The organism is Streptomyces umbrinus, assembly GCF_030817415.1.
GTDB classification, from domain to species: Bacteria; Actinomycetota; Actinomycetes; order Streptomycetales; family Streptomycetaceae; genus Streptomyces; species Streptomyces umbrinus_A.
This window is the reverse complement of record NZ_JAUSZI010000002.1, coordinates 6907190-6923125: the sequence shown is the minus strand read 5'-3', so window position 1 is coordinate 6923125 and position 15936 is coordinate 6907190. Positions and strand designations below refer to the sequence as shown.

General features: G+C 68.5%; 16 protein-coding genes. 3 read left to right on the top strand and 13 right to left on the bottom strand.

The window, feature by feature from the left end; translation table 11 throughout:
* Positions 1-5: 5 nt before the first annotated feature.
* The 11 genes from nuoK to QF035_RS30555 all read right to left on the bottom strand — a co-directional run bounded on the left by nuoK (position 6) and on the right by QF035_RS30555 (position 10894).
* Positions 6-305 (bottom strand): NADH-quinone oxidoreductase subunit NuoK, encoded by a 300-nt coding sequence (gene nuoK, locus QF035_RS30605; RefSeq protein WP_003974374.1) that lies wholly within the window; start codon positions 303-305, stop codon positions 6-8.
* Positions 302-1144, bottom strand: coding sequence for an NADH-quinone oxidoreductase subunit J (locus tag QF035_RS30600; RefSeq protein WP_307523720.1), 843 nt, complete (start codon positions 1142-1144; stop codon positions 302-304). Before QF035_RS30600 ends, nuoK begins: the two co-directional genes overlap by 4 nt.
* A complete protein-coding gene (gene nuoI, locus QF035_RS30595) occupies positions 1141-1743 on the bottom strand; it encodes an NADH-quinone oxidoreductase subunit NuoI (RefSeq protein WP_307523719.1) in 603 nt (200 codons plus the stop codon). Before nuoI ends, QF035_RS30600 begins: the two co-directional genes overlap by 4 nt.
* Positions 1736-3124 (bottom strand): NADH-quinone oxidoreductase subunit NuoH, encoded by a 1389-nt coding sequence (nuoH, locus tag QF035_RS30590; protein WP_307523718.1) that lies wholly within the window; start codon positions 3122-3124, stop codon positions 1736-1738. The genes nuoI and nuoH overlap by 8 nt, the downstream gene beginning before the upstream one ends.
* On the bottom strand, positions 3121-5625 hold the full coding sequence (locus QF035_RS30585) for an NADH-quinone oxidoreductase subunit G (RefSeq protein WP_307523717.1): 2505 nt from the start codon (positions 5623-5625) through the stop codon (positions 3121-3123). Before QF035_RS30585 ends, nuoH begins: the two co-directional genes overlap by 4 nt.
* Entirely contained in the window at positions 5622-7004 is a 1383-nt protein-coding gene (gene nuoF / locus QF035_RS30580; RefSeq protein WP_307523716.1) for an NADH-quinone oxidoreductase subunit NuoF, read from the bottom strand. The genes QF035_RS30585 and nuoF overlap by 4 nt, the downstream gene beginning before the upstream one ends.
* Entirely contained in the window at positions 7004-7828 is an 825-nt protein-coding gene (gene nuoE / locus QF035_RS30575; RefSeq protein ID WP_307531546.1) for an NADH-quinone oxidoreductase subunit NuoE, read from the bottom strand. The genes nuoF and nuoE overlap by 1 nt, the downstream gene beginning before the upstream one ends.
* 29 nt (positions 7829-7857) lie before the next feature.
* Positions 7858-9180, bottom strand: a complete 1323-nt coding sequence (locus tag QF035_RS30570) for an NADH-quinone oxidoreductase subunit D (RefSeq protein ID WP_307523715.1) — start codon at positions 9178-9180, stop codon at positions 7858-7860.
* Positions 9177-9917 carry an NADH-quinone oxidoreductase subunit C gene (locus QF035_RS30565; protein ID WP_307523714.1) on the bottom strand — a complete coding sequence of 247 codons (741 nt, stop codon included), beginning with the start codon at positions 9915-9917 and terminating at the stop codon, positions 9177-9179. The genes QF035_RS30570 and QF035_RS30565 overlap by 4 nt, the downstream gene beginning before the upstream one ends.
* The gene (locus QF035_RS30560) at positions 9914-10468 is read right to left on the bottom strand and encodes a NuoB/complex I 20 kDa subunit family protein (protein WP_307523713.1); all 555 of its coding nucleotides are present in this window, start codon (positions 10466-10468) and stop codon (positions 9914-9916) included. Before QF035_RS30560 ends, QF035_RS30565 begins: the two co-directional genes overlap by 4 nt.
* A gap of 66 nt (positions 10469-10534) precedes the next feature.
* Positions 10535-10894, bottom strand: a complete 360-nt coding sequence (locus tag QF035_RS30555) for an NADH-quinone oxidoreductase subunit A (RefSeq protein ID WP_033319564.1) — start codon at positions 10892-10894, stop codon at positions 10535-10537.
* Between the two features lie 767 nt (positions 10895-11661).
* Between QF035_RS30555 and QF035_RS30550 the strand changes: the two genes are divergently transcribed.
* The gene (locus tag QF035_RS30550; protein ID WP_307523712.1) at positions 11662-12492 is read left to right on the top strand and encodes a C40 family peptidase; all 831 of its coding nucleotides are present in this window, start codon (positions 11662-11664) and stop codon (positions 12490-12492) included.
* Positions 12493-12614: 122 nt separating this feature from the next.
* Here QF035_RS30550 and QF035_RS30545 read toward each other — a convergent pair whose 3' ends face one another.
* A complete protein-coding gene (locus QF035_RS30545) occupies positions 12615-13919 on the bottom strand; it encodes a geranylgeranyl reductase family protein (RefSeq protein ID WP_269652831.1) in 1305 nt (434 codons plus the stop codon).
* Positions 13920-14048: 129 nt separating this feature from the next.
* Here QF035_RS30545 and QF035_RS30540 point away from each other — a divergent pair, with 129 nt between their 5' ends.
* Both QF035_RS30540 and QF035_RS30535 read left to right on the top strand, forming a co-directional pair.
* Positions 14049-14555, top strand: coding sequence for a GNAT family N-acetyltransferase (locus QF035_RS30540; RefSeq protein ID WP_307523711.1), 507 nt, complete (start codon positions 14049-14051; stop codon positions 14553-14555).
* Positions 14556-14702: 147 nt separating this feature from the next.
* The gene (locus QF035_RS30535; RefSeq protein ID WP_373466232.1) at positions 14703-15050 is read left to right on the top strand and encodes a PASTA domain-containing protein; all 348 of its coding nucleotides are present in this window, start codon (positions 14703-14705) and stop codon (positions 15048-15050) included.
* Positions 15051-15209: 159 nt separating this feature from the next.
* Here the strand turns inward: QF035_RS30535 and QF035_RS30530 are convergent, their stop codons facing one another.
* A complete protein-coding gene (locus tag QF035_RS30530; RefSeq protein WP_307523710.1) occupies positions 15210-15914 on the bottom strand; it encodes a demethylmenaquinone methyltransferase in 705 nt (234 codons plus the stop codon).
* Positions 15915-15936: the final 22 nt, after the last annotated feature.

The following is a 15936-nucleotide window of genomic DNA, read 5'->3' as shown; positions in this document are numbered from 1 at the left end:
ACCCCTTACAGCTTCATCAGGCTGGCGTCGTCGACCGAGGCCGAGTGGCGGGAACGGAACAGCGACACGATGATCGCGAGCCCGACCACGACCTCCGCGGCGGCGACGACCATCGTGAAGAAGGCGATGATCTGGCCGTCGAGATTGCCGTGCATCCGGGAGAAGGCGACGAACGCGAGGTTGCAGGCGTTGAGCATCAGCTCGATGCACATGAACACCACGATCGCGTTGCGCCTGATCAGGACGCCGGTGGCGCCGATCGTGAACAACAGGGCGGCGAGGTAGAGGTAGTTGACGGGGTTCACTTCGCGGCCTCCTCTTCCCGCTCTTCGCGGCCGAGCCGCTCCTCGGAGCGCTGCTCCAACGCCTTGAGGTCCTTGATCGCCTCGTCCGACACATCGCGGATCTGGCCGCGGTCACGCAGTGTCTTGATGACCGTGAGCTCGGACGGGGTGCCGTCCGGCAGGAGACCGGCGATGTCCACCGCGTTGTGCCGGGCGTAGACGCCGGGGGCGGGCAGCGGCGGGAGCTGCTTGTTCGCCCGAACACGCTCACCGGCCAGTTCGCGCTGGGTCTTGGCCCGCTCGGTGCGCTCGCGGTGGGTGAGCACCATGGCGCCGACGGCGGCCGTGATGAGCAGGGCGCCGGTGATCTCGAAGGCGAAGACGTACTTCGTGAAGATGAGGGCCGCCAGACCCTCCACGTTGCCACCGGAGTTGGCCTGGGTCAGGCCGTTGAACTCCGACAGCGAGGCGTTGCCGATGCCCGCGCAGAGCAGGATTCCGAAGCCGAGGCCGCACAGGAGGGCCAGCCAGCGCTGGCCCTTGATGGTCTCCTTCAGGGAGTCCGCCGCGGTGACACCGACGAGCATGACCACGAAGAGGAACAGCATCATGATCGCGCCGGTGTAGACGACGACCTGGACGATGCCCAGGAAGTACGCGCCGTTGGCGAGGTAGAACACCGCCAGGATGATCATGGTCCCGGCGAGGCAGAGCGCGCTGTGCACGGCCTTCTTCATGAAGACGGTGCACAGGGCGCCGATGACGGCGACGGTGCCGAGGATCCAGAACTGGAAGGCCTCGCCGGTGGACGTCGAGTAGGCCGCGAGGGAGGTGGCGTGGGCGGCGAGTTGCGCGCTCATGCGTCCGCCCCCTCTTCCTCGGGCTTCTCTCCCTTGGAGACAGCCACCTGGGGCACCGTGCCGGGCGCGGCCTCCGTGACCAGGCCCCGGTAGTAGTCGCCCTCGTCCATGCCCGGGAAGATCGAGTGCGGTGACTCGACCATGCCCTCCTCCAGACCGGCGAGCAGCTGCTCCTTCGTGTAGATGAGGTTGGCGCGGCTGCTGTCGGCCAGCTCGAACTCGTTCGTCATCGTCAGCGCGCGCGTGGGGCACGCCTCGATGCACAGGCCGCACAGGATGCAGCGGGCGTAGTTGATCTGGTAGACGCGGCCGTACCGCTCGCCCGGGGAGTAGCGCTCCTCCTCGGTGTTCTCCGCGCCCTCCACATAGATGGCGTCCGCGGGACAGGCCCAGGCGCACAGCTCGCAGCCGATGCACTTCTCCAGGCCGTCCGGATGGCGGTTGAGCTGGTGCCGGCCGTGGAACCGCGGGGCGGTGGTCTTCGGCTGCTCCGGATACTGCTCGGTCAGCCGCTTCTTGAACATGGCCTTGAAGGTCACGCCGAAGCCTGCGACGGGGTTCTGGAAACCGGGTTTGGTCTCCTTCTGCTCATCAGCCATCGGACGCCTCCTTTCCGTCACGAGGTCCATCGATTCCGTCACTGTCAGTATTCACGCCACCACTGACAATCAACTCCCGCTCCCGGCGCGGACGTCGCCGGGGCACCGGCGGCAGCTCCTGTCCGGGAAGCGGCGGTACGGGGAATCCGCCCGCCATCGGGTCGAAGGCGACGGGTTCGTCCGGCGTCTCCTGGGCGTCCTTCCGGTCGCGGTACATGTCGGCGATGAAGGACAGCAACAGCAGGACAAGGACCGCGCCCGCCACGTACAGGGCGATGTCGGCGAAGTCGTAGTTCTCGTTCCGCAGGGTCCGTACGGTCGCGACGCACATCAGCCAGACCACGGAGACCGGGATGAGGACCTTCCAGCCGAGCTTCATCAGCTGGTCGTAGCGGACGCGGGGCAGCGTGCCGCGCAGCCAGATGAAGAAGAACAGCAGCAGTTGCACCTTGATGACGAACCAGAGCATCGGCCACCAGCCGTGGTTCGCGCCCTCCCAGAAGGTGCTGACCGGCCAGGGGGCCCGCCAGCCGCCCAGGAAGAGCGTCACGGAGACCGCCGAGACGGTCACCATGTTCACGTACTCGGCGAGCATGAACAGCGCGAACTTGATGGACGAGTACTCGGTGTTGAAGCCGCCGACCAGGTCGCCCTCGGACTCCGGCATGTCGAAGGGGGCGCGGTTGGTCTCGCCGACCATCGTCACGATGTAGATCAGGAACGACACCGGCAGCAGGATGATGTACCAGCGGTCCTGCTGCTGGGCGACGATCTCCGAGGTCGACATCGAGCCGGAGTACAGGAACACCGACGCGAACGCGGCGCCCATGGCGATCTCGTACGAGATCATCTGCGCGCAGGAGCGCAGTCCGCCGAGGAGCGGATACGTCGACCCGGAGGACCAGCCCGCGAGCACGATCCCGTAGATGCCCACCGAGGCGACCGCGAGGATGTAGAGCATCGCGATCGGGAGGTCGGTGAGCTGCATCGTGGTGCGCTGGCCGAAGATCGAGATCTGGTTGTCGGCCGGCCCGAAGGGGATCACGGCGATCGCCATGAAGGCCGGGATCGCGGCCACGATCGGCGCGAGGATGTAGACGACCTTGTCCGCGCGCTTGACGATCAGGTCTTCCTTGAGCATCAGCTTGATGCCGTCGGCGAGCGACTGGAGCATGCCCCAGGGGCCGTGCCGGTTGGGGCCGATGCGCAGCTGCATCCAGGCGACGACCTTGCGCTCCCACACGATGGAGAACAGCACGGTGATCATCAGGAAGGCGAAGCAGAAGACCGCCTTGATGACGACGAGCCACCAGGGGTCGCGGCCGAACATGGAGAGGTCCTCCGCGGCCAGGTACACGGGCGCGGCGAGGTTTCCGGTCATGCCTCCACCTCCTTGGGGGTCTCGGCGGCGAGCGTCGCCGGGCCGATGCGGACGAGTGCGCCGGGCAGCGCGCCCGTGTCCGAGGCGACGCCTCCCCCGGCGGAGTTCAGCGGGAGCCAGACCACGCGGTCGGGCATCTCCGTGATCTGCAGCGGGAGTTCGACCACTCCGGAGGGGCCGGTCACGGCGAGCAGGTCGCCGTTCTTGACGCCCGCCTCGGCGGCCGTGGCGGCCGACACGCGCGCGTGTGCGGCGTGCCGCGTCCCGGCGAGTGCCTCGTCGCCCTCCTGGAGACGGCCCTGGTCGAGCAGCAGCCGGTGTCCGGCGAGCACGGCCTCCCCCGCGGCGGGCCGCGGCAGCACGGCCGCGGTCTCCACGGGTTCGGTGGCCCGCGCCCCGTCCCAGGTGCCGAGCCGGTCCAGCTCCACACGCGCGGTGCGCAGGTCGGGCAGCCCCAGATGTACGTCCATGGCGTCGGCCAGCATCTGCAGGACGCGCCCGTCGGTGGGCGACACCCGGCGGGTCAGCTGCTCGGGCTTGAGCGCGGACTCGAAGAGGCGTGCGCGGCCTTCCCAGTTGAGGAAGGTGCCCGCCTTCTCGGCGACCGCGGCCACCGGGAAGACGACGTCCGCGAGCCCGGTGACCTCACTGGGGCGCAGTTCGAGCGACACCAGGAAGCCCACCGCGGAAAGTGCTTCACGCGCGCGCGGCGGGTCGGGGAGATCGGCGACCTCGACGCCCGCGACGACGAGCGCGGAGAGCTCCCCGGTCGCGGCCGCCTCGACGATCTGTCCGGTGTCGCGGCCGTGGCGGTGCGGCAGCGCGGCGATTCCCCAGGCCAACGTGACCTCGTCCCGCGCGCGCGGGTCGGTGGCCGGGCGTCCGCCGGGCAGCAGCGAGGGCAGCGCCCCCGCCTCGATCGCGCCGCGCTCCCCGGCCCGGCGCGGGATCCACACCAGCCGGGCGCCGGTCGCGGTGGAGGCCCGTACGGCGGCGGTGAGCCCGCCCGCCACGGCGGCCAGCCGCTCGCCGACGACGATCACGGCGCCCTCGGTGCGCAGCGCCTCGGCGGCCCTCGCCCCGTCGCCCTCCAGGCCGGCCCCAGAGGCGAGCGCATCCAGCCACTCGGTCTCGGTGCCGGGCGCGGCCGGCAGCAGCGTGCCGCCCGCCTTCTCCAGGCCGCGGGTCGCGTGCGTGGCCAGCGAGAAGGTCTTCTGCCCGTGTCCCCGCCAGGCCTTGCGCAACCTCAGGAAGACACCGGGCGCCTCCTCCTCGGACTCGAATCCGGCAAGCAGGACGGCGGGTGCCTTCTCCAGTGCGGTGTACGTGACGCCCGTACCGTCGAGGTCGCGTCCGCGGCCTGCGACCCGGGCTGCCAGGAAGTCGGCCTCCTCGCCGCTGTGCACGCGCGCGCGGAAGTCGATGTCGTTCGTGTCGAGGGCCACGCGCGCGAACTTGCTGTACGCGTAGGCGTCCTCGACGGTCAGCCGGCCGCCGGTGAGGACACCGGCCCGGGAGCGGGCGGCAAGCAGCCCCTGGGCCGCGGCCTCCAGGGCCTCCGGCCAGGAAGCGGGCTCCAGCTCACCGGACTCGCCGCGCACCAGGGGGGTCTGAAGCCGGTCCCGCTGCTGGGCGTAGCGGAAGCCGAACCGCCCCTTGTCGCAGAGCCACTCCTCGTTGACCTCCGGGTCCGGGGAGGCGAGGCGCCGCATGACCTTGCCGCGCCGGTGGTCGGTGCGGGTAGCGCAGCCGCCGGCGCAGTGCTCGCACACCGAGTGCGACGAGACGAGGTCGAACGGCCGGGAGCGGAAGCGGTACGCCGCCGAGGTCAGCGCGCCGACCGGGCAGATCTGGATCGTGTTCCCGGAGAAGTACGACTCGAAGGGGTCGCCCTCGCCGGTGCCGATCTGCTGGAGCGCGCCCCGCTCGACCATCTCGATCATCGGGTCGCCCGCGATCTGGTTGGAGAACCGGGTGCAGCGGGCGCACAGCACGCAGCGTTCGCGGTCGAGCAGCACCTGTGTGGAGATCGGCACGGGCTTCTCGTACGTGCGCTTCTTGCCCTCGAAGCGGGACTCGGAGTGGCCGTGCGACATGGCCTGGTTCTGCAGGGGGCACTCGCCGCCCTTGTCGCAGACCGGGCAGTCCAGCGGGTGGTTGATGAGCAGGAGCTCCATCACACCCTTCTGGGCCTTCTCGGCGACAGGAGAGGTGAGATGGGTCTTGACGACCATCCCGTCCGTGCAGGTGATCGTGCAGGACGCCATGGGCTTGCGCTGGCCCTCGACCTCGACGATGCACTGACGGCAGGCGCCGGCCGGGTCGAGGAGCGGATGGTCGCAGAAGCGGGGGATCTCGATGCCGAGCTGTTCGGCCGCGCGGATGACCAGGGTGCCCTTGGGCACGCTGATCTCGACGCCGTCGATGGTCAGCGAGACGAGATCCTCCGGCGGAATCGCAGCCTCCCCGCCTCCGGAGGGAGCGCTCGTGGTTACCGTCATGCGTTCACCTCCGTGTGCTTTTCCTTGTCGGCCCAGGCCGTCGACTTGGCGGGGTCGAAGGGGCAGCCCCGGCCGGTGATGTGCTCCTCGTACTCCGCGCGGAAGTACTTGAGCGAGGAGAAGATCGGCGAGGCGGCGCCGTCGCCGAGGGCGCAGAAGGACTTGCCGTTGATGTTGTCGGCGATGTCGTTCAGCTTGTCGAGGTCGGACATGACGCCCTTGCCGGCCTCGATGTCGCGCAGCAACTGCACGAGCCAGTACGTCCCTTCGCGGCAGGGTGTGCACTTGCCGCAGGACTCGTGGGCGTAGAACTCGGTCCACCGCGTGACGGCACGGACGACGCAGGTCGTCTCGTCGAAGCACTGGAGTGCCTTTGTGCCGAGCATGGAACCCGCGGCGCCCACTCCTTCGTAGTCAAGAGGGACGTCGAGGTGCTCGTCGGTGAACATCGGGGTCGAGGAGCCGCCCGGCGTCCAGAACTTGAGGCGGTGCCCCTTCCGGATGCCGCCGCTCATGTCGAGGAGCTGACGGAGTGTGATGCCGAGCGGGGCCTCGTACTGGCCGGGGCTGGTGACATGGCCGCTGAGGGAGTAGAGCGTGAAGCCAGGGGACTTCTCGCTTCCCATCGACCGGAACCATTCTTTGCCCTTGTGGAGAATCGCGGGAACCGACGCGATGGACTCGACGTTGTTCACAACAGTCGGACAGGCATAGAGGCCCGCGACGGCAGGGAAAGGGGGACGAAGTCGCGGCTGTCCACGGCGGCCTTCGAGCGAGTCGAGCAGCGCGGTCTCCTCACCGCAGATGTACGCGCCCGCGCCCGCGTGCACGGTGAGCTGGAGATCGAGTCCGCTGCCCAGGATGTTCTCACCCAGGTAGCCCGCCGCGTAGGCCTCGCGTACGGCCTCGTGCAACCGCCTGAGCACGGGGACGACTTCACCACGCAGATAAATGAAGGCATGCGACGACCGGATCGCATAACAGGCGATGACAATGCCCTCAATGAGGCTGTGCGGGTTCGCGAAGAGAAGCGGGATGTCCTTACAAGTGCCCGGCTCTGATTCGTCGGCGTTGACAACTAGATAGTGAGGCTTTCCATCACCCTGGGGAATGAACTGCCACTTCATTCCGGTGGGGAATCCCGCGCCGCCGCGGCCACGCAGACCGGAGTCCTTCACATACGCGATCAGGTCGTCCGGTGACATCGCGAGCGCCTTGCGCAGGCCCTCGTACCCGTCGTGCCTGCGGTACACGTCCAGCGACCAGGACTTGTCCTCGTCCCAGAAGGCGGACAGCACCGGTGAGAGCAGCTTCTCGGGGCTCGTCTCTCCCCCAGCCTCGGGCTGGGAGGTGCCCCCGTATTGAGTGGACAAGGTCATCACTCCCCCTCCTCGGCAGTGGGCCCGGCCGGGTGGGACGGGTCGGAGGCCGACGTGTCCTGCGGTGCGTCGTGCGAACTGAGATGCTCGGACGGGGACGGGTCGTGCGGCGGCTCGTCCTGGGGAGCACCGGACCCTCGCGGGTGCACCACGCGCGCGGGGCCCGTCTCCCCCTTGGCCAGCCGGAGGCCGATCAGCGAGGCGGGGCCCGCGCCGCCGCTCGCCTCGACCGCGCCCTCGCGCTCGTCGGGGAAGCCCGCCAGGATGCGGGCGGTGTCCTTGAACGTGCACAGGGGGGCACCGCGCGTCGGCTCGACCTGTGTTCCCGCGCGCAGGTCGTCGACCAGGCGCTTCGCGCTCGCCACGGTCTGGTTGTCGAAGAACTCCCAGTTGACCATCACGACCGGCGCGAAGTCGCAGGCCGCGTTGCACTCGATGTGCTCCAGGGTGACCAGGCCGTCGTCGGTGGTCTCGCCGTTGCCGACGCCGAGGTGGTCCTGCAGCGACTCGAAGATCGCGTCGCCGCCCATGACCGCGCACAGGGTGTTGGTGCAGACGCCCACCTGGTAGTCACCGCTCGGCTTGCGCCGGTACATCGAGTAGAAGGTCGCGACGGCGGTGACCTCGGCCGTGGTCAGGTCCAGCATCTCCGCGCAGAACCGCTGCCCGGTGCGCGTGACATGCCCCTCCTCCGACTGCACGAGATGCAGCAACGGCAGGAGGGCGGACCGGGAGTCCGGGTAGCGGGCGATGACCTCGCGCGCGTCCGCCTCCAGCCTGGCTCGAACGTCGTCCGGGTAGTCGGGCGCGGGCAGTTGGGGCATGCCCAGGCTGACGCCCTCGGGGGTCGTGGTCACCGGTCGACGCCTCCCATCACGGGGTCGATGGACGCGACGGCGACGATGACGTCGGCGATCTGGCCGCCCTCGCACATCGCCGCCATGGCCTGCAGATTGGTGAAGGACGGGTCCCGGTAGTGGACCCGGTAGGGGCGGGTGCCTCCGTCGGACACGACGTGCACCCCGAGTTCGCCCTTCGGCGACTCGACGGCCGCGTACGCCTGTCCCGGCGGCACGCGGAACCCCTCGGTCACCAGCTTGAAGTGGTGGATCAGGGCCTCCATGGAGGTGCCCATGATCTTCTTGATGTGGTCGAGCGAGTTGCCGAGTCCGTCGGGGCCGAGCGCGAGCTGGGCGGGCCAGGCGATCTTCTTGTCGGTGACCATGACCGGGCCGGGCTGCAGCCGGTCCAGGCACTGCTCGACGATCCGCAGCGACTGGCGCATCTCCTCAAGCCGGATCAGGAAGCGCCCGTACGCGTCGCACGTGTCCGTGGTCGGTACGTCGAAGTCGTACGTCTCGTAGCCGCAGTACGGCTGCGCCTTGCGCAGGTCGTGCGGCAGGCCGGCCGAGCGGAGGATCGGGCCCGTGGCGCCGAGGGCCATGCAGCCGGCCAGGTCGAGATGGCCGATGCCCTGCATACGGGCCTTGAAGATGGGGTTCCCGGTGGCGAGCTTGTCGTACTCGGGAAGGTTCTTCTGCATCTTCTTCACGAACTCGCGGATCTGGTCCACCGCACCCGGGGGCAGGTCCTGGGCGAGGCCGCCGGGCCGGATGTACGCGTGGTTCATGCGCAGGCCGGTGATCAGCTCGTAGATGTCGAGGATGAGTTCACGGTCACGGAAGCCGTAGATCATGATCGTGGTGGCGCCGAGCTCCATGCCACCGGTGGCGATGCACACCAGGTGCGAGGAGAGCCGGTTCAGCTCCATCAGGAGCACCCGGATGATGGTGGCGCGGTCCGGGATCTGGTCCTCGATGCCGAGGAGCTTCTCGACGGCCAGGCAGTACGCGGTCTCGTTGAAGAACGACGTCAGGTAGTCCATGCGCGTCACGAAGGTCGTGCCCTGTGTCCACGTACGGAACTCGAGGTTCTTCTCGATGCCGGTGTGCAGATAGCCGATGCCGCAGCGGGCCTCGGTGACCGTCTCGCCGTCGATCTCCAGGATGAGCCGGAGCACACCGTGCGTGGACGGGTGCTGGGGGCCCATGTTGACGACGATGCGCTCGTCGTCGGCCTTCGCCGCGGTCTGGACGACCTCGTCCCAGTCGCCGCCGGTGACCGTGTATACGGTGCCCTCGGTCGTCTCGCGGGCAGATGCGTGCGACGTGCTCATGAGTACGACCTCCGCTGGTCCGGAGCCGGGATCTGGGCGCCCTTGTACTCGACGGGGATGCCGCCGAGGGGATAGTCCTTGCGCTGCGGAAAGCCCTGCCAGTCGTCCGGCATCATGATCCGCGTGAGTGCCGGGTGGCCCTCGAAGACGATGCCGAAGAAGTCGTACGTCTCGCGCTCGTGCCAGTCGTTCGTCGGATAGACCGTGACCAGGGACGGGATGCGCGGCTCGCTGTCCGGGGCGCTGACTTCCAGGCGGATCAGCCGGTTGTGGGTGATCGAGCGCAGGTGGTAGACGGCGTGCAGCTCGCGGCCCTTGTCCTGCGGGTAGTGGACTCCGCTCACTCCGGTGCAGAGCTCGAAGCGCAGGGCCGGGTCGTCGCGCAGGGTCTGGGCGACCTGGAGCAGGTGCTCGCGGTCGATGTGGAAGGTCATCTCGTCGCGGTCCACGATCGTCTTCTCGATCGCGTTCTCGGGGACGAGACCCTGTTCCTCCAGGGCACCTTCGAATTCGTCGGCGACCTCGTCGAACCAGCCGCCGTACGGGCGGGTGGCCGGTCCCGGCAGCCGGATCGAGCGGACCAGACCGCCGTAGCCGGAGGTGTCCCCGCCGTTGTTGGCGCCGAACATGCCGCGCTGGACGCGGATCTCCTCACCGCCGTCGCCTCGCTGGCCCGGGAGGTTGGAGGCGCCGAGGTCCTTCTCGGGGTTCACCCCGTTGCCGTTCGCGTCGCTCACCGCAGCAGGCCCTTCATCTCGATGGTGGGGAGCGCCTTGAGCGCCGCTTCCTCCGCCTCGCGGGCCGCCTCCTCGGCGTTCACGCCGAGCTTCGAGGACTGGATCTTCTGGTGGAGCTTGAGAATCGCGTCCACCAGCATCTCGGGCCGTGGCGGACAGCCGGGCAGATAGATGTCGACAGGGACGATGTGGTCGACGCCCTGCACGATCGCGTAGTTGTTGAACATGCCGCCCGACGAGGCGCAAACCCCCATGGAGATCACCCACTTGGGGTTCGGCATCTGGTCGTAGACCTGCCTCAGGACCGGCGCCATCTTCTGGCTGACGCGTCCGGCGACGATCATCAGGTCGGCCTGGCGCGGCGAGCCGCGGAAGACCTCCATGCCGAAGCGCGCCAGGTCGTAGCGGCCCGCGCCCGTCGTCATCATCTCGATGGCGCAGCAGGCGAGGCCGAAGGTGGCGGGGAAGACGGACGACTTGCGTACCCATCCCGCGGCCTGCTCGACGGTGGTCAGCAGGAAGCCGCTCGGCAGCTTTTCTTCGAGTCCCATGCTCAGTGGCTCCTCTGTCCCCTATACGGGGCTCAGTCCCTTGCGGGGTTCAGTCCCATGCGGGTTTCAGTCCCATTCCAGGCCGCCTCGCCGCCACACGTACGCGTACGCGACGAAGACGGTGAGCACGAAGAGCAGCATCTCCACGAGCCCGAAAACCCCGAGTGCGTCGAACGTGACGGCCCAGGGATAGAGGAAGACGATCTCGATATCGAAAATGATGAAGAGCATCGCCGTCAGGTAGTACTTGATGGGGAACCGCCCGCCGCCGGCCGGCGTGGGGGTCGGCTCGATACCGCACTCGTAGGCTTCGAGCTTGGCCCGGTTGTAGCGCTTTGGACCGATAAGCGTGGCCATGACCACGGAGAAGATCGCAAAGCCTGCTCCGAGGGCTCCCAGTACGAGGATGGGCGCATACGCGTTCACCGCTCCTCGCTCCTCTCAGTCGGCATTGACTGCTGGCGGTTGCATCAGGCGTCGCTCCCTGCCCCGCATGCCCCATGAACCTCATGAGGCCCACGAGCTCCGTGCGGCTCCACGAAGATCGTGTACATGTGAAGCAGGTCACAAGCCCAACTGCCTCGCATCTTATGCCTGCGGGTCTGTGATCTGCGACACGGGGTACGACAACGTCTTTGTGATCTCCACCACCCGGCGAAGGATCATGAAGTCGGATGAGTGCCGATCTTCGTACGAGAAGCGTCCGAGTGATCACCAGAGGTGACATTTTCGCCCGTCATCGCTGGTCCAGGCTTCGGCGCACTATCAAGGCTGCGAGATCCAAGGCAAATTGGCCTTGGACATCGGCGCTTGGTAGAGGAACTCGTTCACACTTCGGGGGGAGTTGGAGTGCCCGGTGTGGACGACCCGGGTGCGTGCATCCATTCACGAGCGGAACGCGTCCGCCGGCCCGACCTTCACGACTCCCCCGCCTCATACGCGTGACACCACCGCAGGACCGGCCGTTCCGTGACCTGCGTCACATTGGTAACAGCCGGGAAACAACCGGGCTTGGCCAACCGCTCCAACGAGTGGTAGGTCGCGGGCAATTCGGACGTAACACAGAAAGCCCGTGATCACAGGCTTCACAGGCGGTGTCCGCAATGCCCGTTACGGCGTCAATAAGGAACGCCACGCCCGGGGTTCGGAGGGCCCATTGAACAATTGTGGCGCACCACACGTTTCTTGAAGGTATGGAGGAGCCCCTGATACCGGTTGTCCCTATGTCCCACACCGCTCACATACGCAGCCACCGGAAACCCCGGCCTCGCAGCAGCTCAGCGCTCGCGATGCGCGCCGGAGTTGCCGGTGGCGTCCTCAGCACCCTGGCAGTGGCCGGTGCGGCCGGATCGGCGAACGCTGCCGAGCCGGTTACCCAGACCATCGAGCTGCCCACCCTCACGGCTGACATGACCGCCCAGGTCGCCGAGTCCGCGGAGGTCACCCAGCAGGCCGCGGCCGACTACCAGCTGCGTGCCGAGCGTGACGCGGCCGCCGCCAAGGCCGCCAAGCAGGCCAAGGCGGACCTCGCCGACGCGAAGAAGAAGGCGGAGGCCAAGCAGAAGGCCGAGGACGCCCGCAAGGCCGCCGCCGAGCGCGCCACCCGGTCGTCGGAGCGGACCACGCTCACGTCGACGTCGGCCGACAGTGACGTCCCCGCCCCCGCGAGCGGCAGCGTCGGCACGGTCGTCAACTTCCTCAAGGCGCAGCTCGGCGACGCCTACGTCATGGGCGCCACCGGCCCCAACGCGTGGGACTGCTCCAGCCTGGTGCAGGCCGCGTTCAAGCAGGTCGGCGTGGACCTGCCGCGCGTCTCCCAGGACCAGTCCGTGGCCGGCACCCCGGTCTCGCTGTCCAACATCCAGGTCGGCGACATCCTCTACTGGGGTGGCGCGGGCTCGGCGTACCACACCGGTGTCTACATCGGTGGCGGCCAGTACCTGGACGCCGCGAACCCCTCGAAGGGTGTCGTCATCCAGGACCTGTCGGGCTACCCGGCGAGCGGCGCGGTACGCGTCCTCTGACCTCGGTCACGCCTTCCCGGCCCCTGACCGGGCTTCTCCGGGCCCCGGCCACGCACATTGAAGGGCCGCTCCCCCAACACGGGGAGCGGCCCTCAGCCGCGCCTCAGCGGCCCCACCCGTAGCTAGGCCCTCGGGGCCACCTTGGAGAGGCCGTTGATGATGCGGTCCATCGCGTCGCCGCCCGTCGGGTCGGTCAGGTTGGCCAGCATCTTCAGCGTGAACTTCATCAGAATGGGGTGCGTGAGACCCCGCTGCGTGGCGATCTTCATGACCTTCGGGTTGCCGATGAGCTTCACGAAGGCGCGGCCCAGCGTGTAGTAGCCGCCGTAGGTGTCCTTGAGGACCTTCGGGTAGCGCTGGAGGGCGAGTTCGCGCTGGGCGGGGGTCGCGCGGGCGTGCGCCTGGACGATGACGTCGGCGGCGATCTGGCCGGACTCCATGGCGTACGCGATGCCCTCGCCGTTGAAGGGGTTCACCATGCCGCCCGCGTCACCTACGAGCAACAGGCCCTTCGTGTAGTGGGGCTGGCGGTTGAAGGCCATCGGGAGAGCGGCGCCCCGGATCGGGATCGTCATGTTCTCCGGGGTGTAGCCCCAGTCCTCGGGCATCGAGGCGCACCAGGCCTTGAGAACCTCTCGCCAGTCCAGTTCCTTGAAGGAGGACGTGGTGTTGAGGACGCCCAGGCCGACGTTCGACGTACCGTCACCCATGCCGAAGATCCAGCCGTAGCCGGGCAGCAGCCGGTCCTCGCCCGGGCCGCGGCGGTCCCACAGTTCCAGCCACGACTCCAGGTAGTCGTCGTCGTGGCGCGGGGACGTGAAGTACGTACGGACCGCGACGCCCATCGGACGGTCCTCGCGGCGGTGCAGACCCATCGCCAGCGAGAGCCGGGTGGAGTTGCCGTCGGCGGCGACCACGAGGGGCGCGTGGAAGGTGACCTCGCGCTTCTCCTTGGAGTCGGCGTCGCCGAGCTTCGCGTGCACACCGGTGATCCGGCCCGTGCGGTCGTCGATGATCGGGGCTCCGACGTTGCAGCGCTCGTGCAGCCGCGCGCCCGCCTTCTGCGCCTGCCGGGCCAGCTGCTCGTCGAAGTCGTCCCGCTTCCGTACGAGTCCGTAGTCGGGGTAGGCGGCGAGATCCGGCCAGTCCAGCTGGAGGCGGACGCCGCCGCCGATGATGCGGAGCCCCTTGTTCCGGAGCCAGCCCGCCTCCTCCGAGATGTCGATGCCCATGGAGACGAGCTGTTTGGTGGCGCGCGGTGTCAGCCCGTCACCGCACACCTTCTCCCGCGGGAACGCGGTCTTTTCGAGGAGCAGGACGTCCAGTCCGGCCTTGGCCAAGTAGTAGGCGGTGGTGGAACCGGCTGGCCCGGCCCCGACGACGATCACATCGGCGGTGTGTTCGGAGAGGGGCTGGGACTCGGTCACGGCGGGTTCTCCCCAAGTCTCGAAGGCTCTAGGTCTCGAAGTGCGAAGTCTCGAAATCCGCGTGCTGAGGGGCACGGGACATGGGCAGTCTATGCAGCGGTACTGATCACCTGGCTGAAGGGCTGCCCCGTGAACCGAGCTCTCCCCGTGGTACACCTGCGCGTCCCGACCGACGAGGACGCGTTCGCCTGGCACCGGGTCTTCGACGACCCGGACGTGATGGAGTTCCACGGCGGAAAGCCGGCCGAGCTGTCCTTCTACGAGGAACTGACCGCCAGGCAGCGCCGGCACGACGCGGAGTACGGCTTCTGCTTCTGGACCATGCTCGACGAGGAGGGCGAGGTCATCGGCTTCACCGGCGCCCAGCCGTGGCCGCGCGAGTGGGGGCCGAAGGGCGAGATCGAGATCGGCTGGCGGCTCGGGCGCAGGCACTGGGGCAAGGGGTACGTCACCGCGGCCGCGCGGATCACGCTGGAACGGGTGCGCGCGACGGGCGTGCCCAGCGTGGTGGCCATGGTGAACTCCCGCAACGAGCGCTCGATCGCGGTGACCAGACGCCTCGGGATGGAACTCGCCGAGACGTTCACGACGGAGACGTCGGACCAACTGGGGCACTGCTACCGGTTGGCTCTCTGACGGTTTCCGGCCGGGCTCCCGCCTGATTCCCGTCCCGTTCTCGTCCGGTTTTCGGGGGCTGCCGGGGGCTGCCCGGGGCGTCCGGCCGGGCTTTCCGACACCTTCCGGCACGGCTCGGCAGGGCTTACCCTGCCGGTACCGCTGGGGGTGACGTCTGTGCGCATACCACGCAAGACACCCGAAGTGCGCGTACCGCGGCTCGTCGGTCTGATGGCCGTGGACGCGCGCGAGACGGCCGAGGCGCGTGGGGTGCTGCTCGCCGCGCCGGATCGGCCCGACTTCCATCTGACCGTCGTCGATTACGTCGTACGGCAGTATCCGTTGCCCGGGTCCGAGGTGCCTCGGGGTGCGGTCGTCACTGTGTGGTTCGACTTCGGCGAGGGGGAAGGCGGGGGCGGGGCCGGTGTCCGGGAGCCTCGGCGGGGTGGGCCGCCTGCCGGGGGGCTGTACCGGGAGCTTGATGAGCCGGGGGATCCGTTTGCCGTGCTGCGGTAGCGACTCCGCTGCGCGAGGGAGCAGGGGATTTCAGCTTGTGGGCACGCTGCGGGCCGTCCGTGGCTGGTCGCGCCCACGCGGCGGAGCCGCCAAATGTCACAGCCCCGCGCCCCTGAAAGACAAGAGATTGCGCCGCCCGCGTCCCCTGGAAGAAGCGGCTTACGGAGTCTGCTTGTAGCCCCTGTGCAGGGCCACCACCCCGCCCGTCAGGTTGCGCCAGGCCACCCTCGACCAACCAGCCTTGGTGAGGCGTTCGGCGAGGGCCGGCTGGTTGGGCCAGTCGCGGATGGATTCGGCGAGGTAGACGTACGCGTCGGGGTTGGAGGAGACCGCGCGGGCCACCGGCGGGAGGGCGCGCATCAGGTACTCGGTGTAGACCGTGCGGAAGGGCGCCCAGGTCGGGTGCGAGAACTCGCAGATGACGACGCGTCCGCCGGGCCTGGTCACCCGGTACAGCTCGCGCAGCGCGGTGTCCACGCTGGTGGACTGCACGTTCCGCAGGCCGAAGGAGATCGTCACCGCGTCGAAGGTGTCGTCCTTGAACGGCAGCTTCGTCGCGTCGCCCGCGGTGAGCGGCAGCCAGGGGTGGTTCTTCTTGCCGACCCTGAGCATCCCGAGGGAGAAGTCGCAGGGGACGACGTACGCACCCGTGCGCGCGAACGGCAGCGAGGAGGTGGCCGTGCCCGCCGCCAGGTCCAGGATCTTCTGCGCGGGCCGCGCGTCGACCGCCTTCGCGACCTCCTTGCGCCACACACGGTCCTGGCCGAGCGACAGCACGTCGTTCGTCAGGTCGTAGCGTTCCGCCACGTCGTCGAACATCGAGGCGACTTCGTGCGGCTGCTTGTTCAGGGATGCGCGGGTCACACCCCCATTGTGGCAGTACGGA

Excerpts from the sequence above, each read along its gene's own strand:
- QF035_RS30600 (WP_307523720.1), bottom strand. The coding sequence starts at position 1,144 with ATGAGCGCGCAACTCGCCGCCCACGCCACCTCCCTCGCGGCCTACTCG.
- nuoI (WP_307523719.1), bottom strand. The coding sequence starts at position 1,743 with ATGGCTGATGAGCAGAAGGAGACCAAACCCGGTTTCCAGAACCCCGTC.
- nuoH (WP_307523718.1), bottom strand. The coding sequence starts at position 3,124 with ATGACCGGAAACCTCGCCGCGCCCGTGTACCTGGCCGCGGAGGACCTC.
- QF035_RS30585 (WP_307523717.1), bottom strand. The coding sequence starts at position 5,625 with ATGACGGTAACCACGAGCGCTCCCTCCGGAGGCGGGGAGGCTGCGATT.
- nuoF (WP_307523716.1), bottom strand. The coding sequence starts at position 7,004 with ATGACCTTGTCCACTCAATACGGGGGCACCTCCCAGCCCGAGGCTGGG.
- nuoE (WP_307531546.1), bottom strand. The coding sequence starts at position 7,828 with ATGCCCCAACTGCCCGCGCCCGACTACCCGGACGACGTTCGAGCCAGG.
- QF035_RS30570 (WP_307523715.1), bottom strand. The coding sequence starts at position 9,180 with ATGAGCACGTCGCACGCATCTGCCCGCGAGACGACCGAGGGCACCGTA.
- QF035_RS30560 (WP_307523713.1), bottom strand. The coding sequence starts at position 10,468 with ATGGGACTCGAAGAAAAGCTGCCGAGCGGCTTCCTGCTGACCACCGTC.
- QF035_RS30550 (WP_307523712.1), top strand. The coding sequence starts at position 11,662 with ATGGAGGAGCCCCTGATACCGGTTGTCCCTATGTCCCACACCGCTCAC.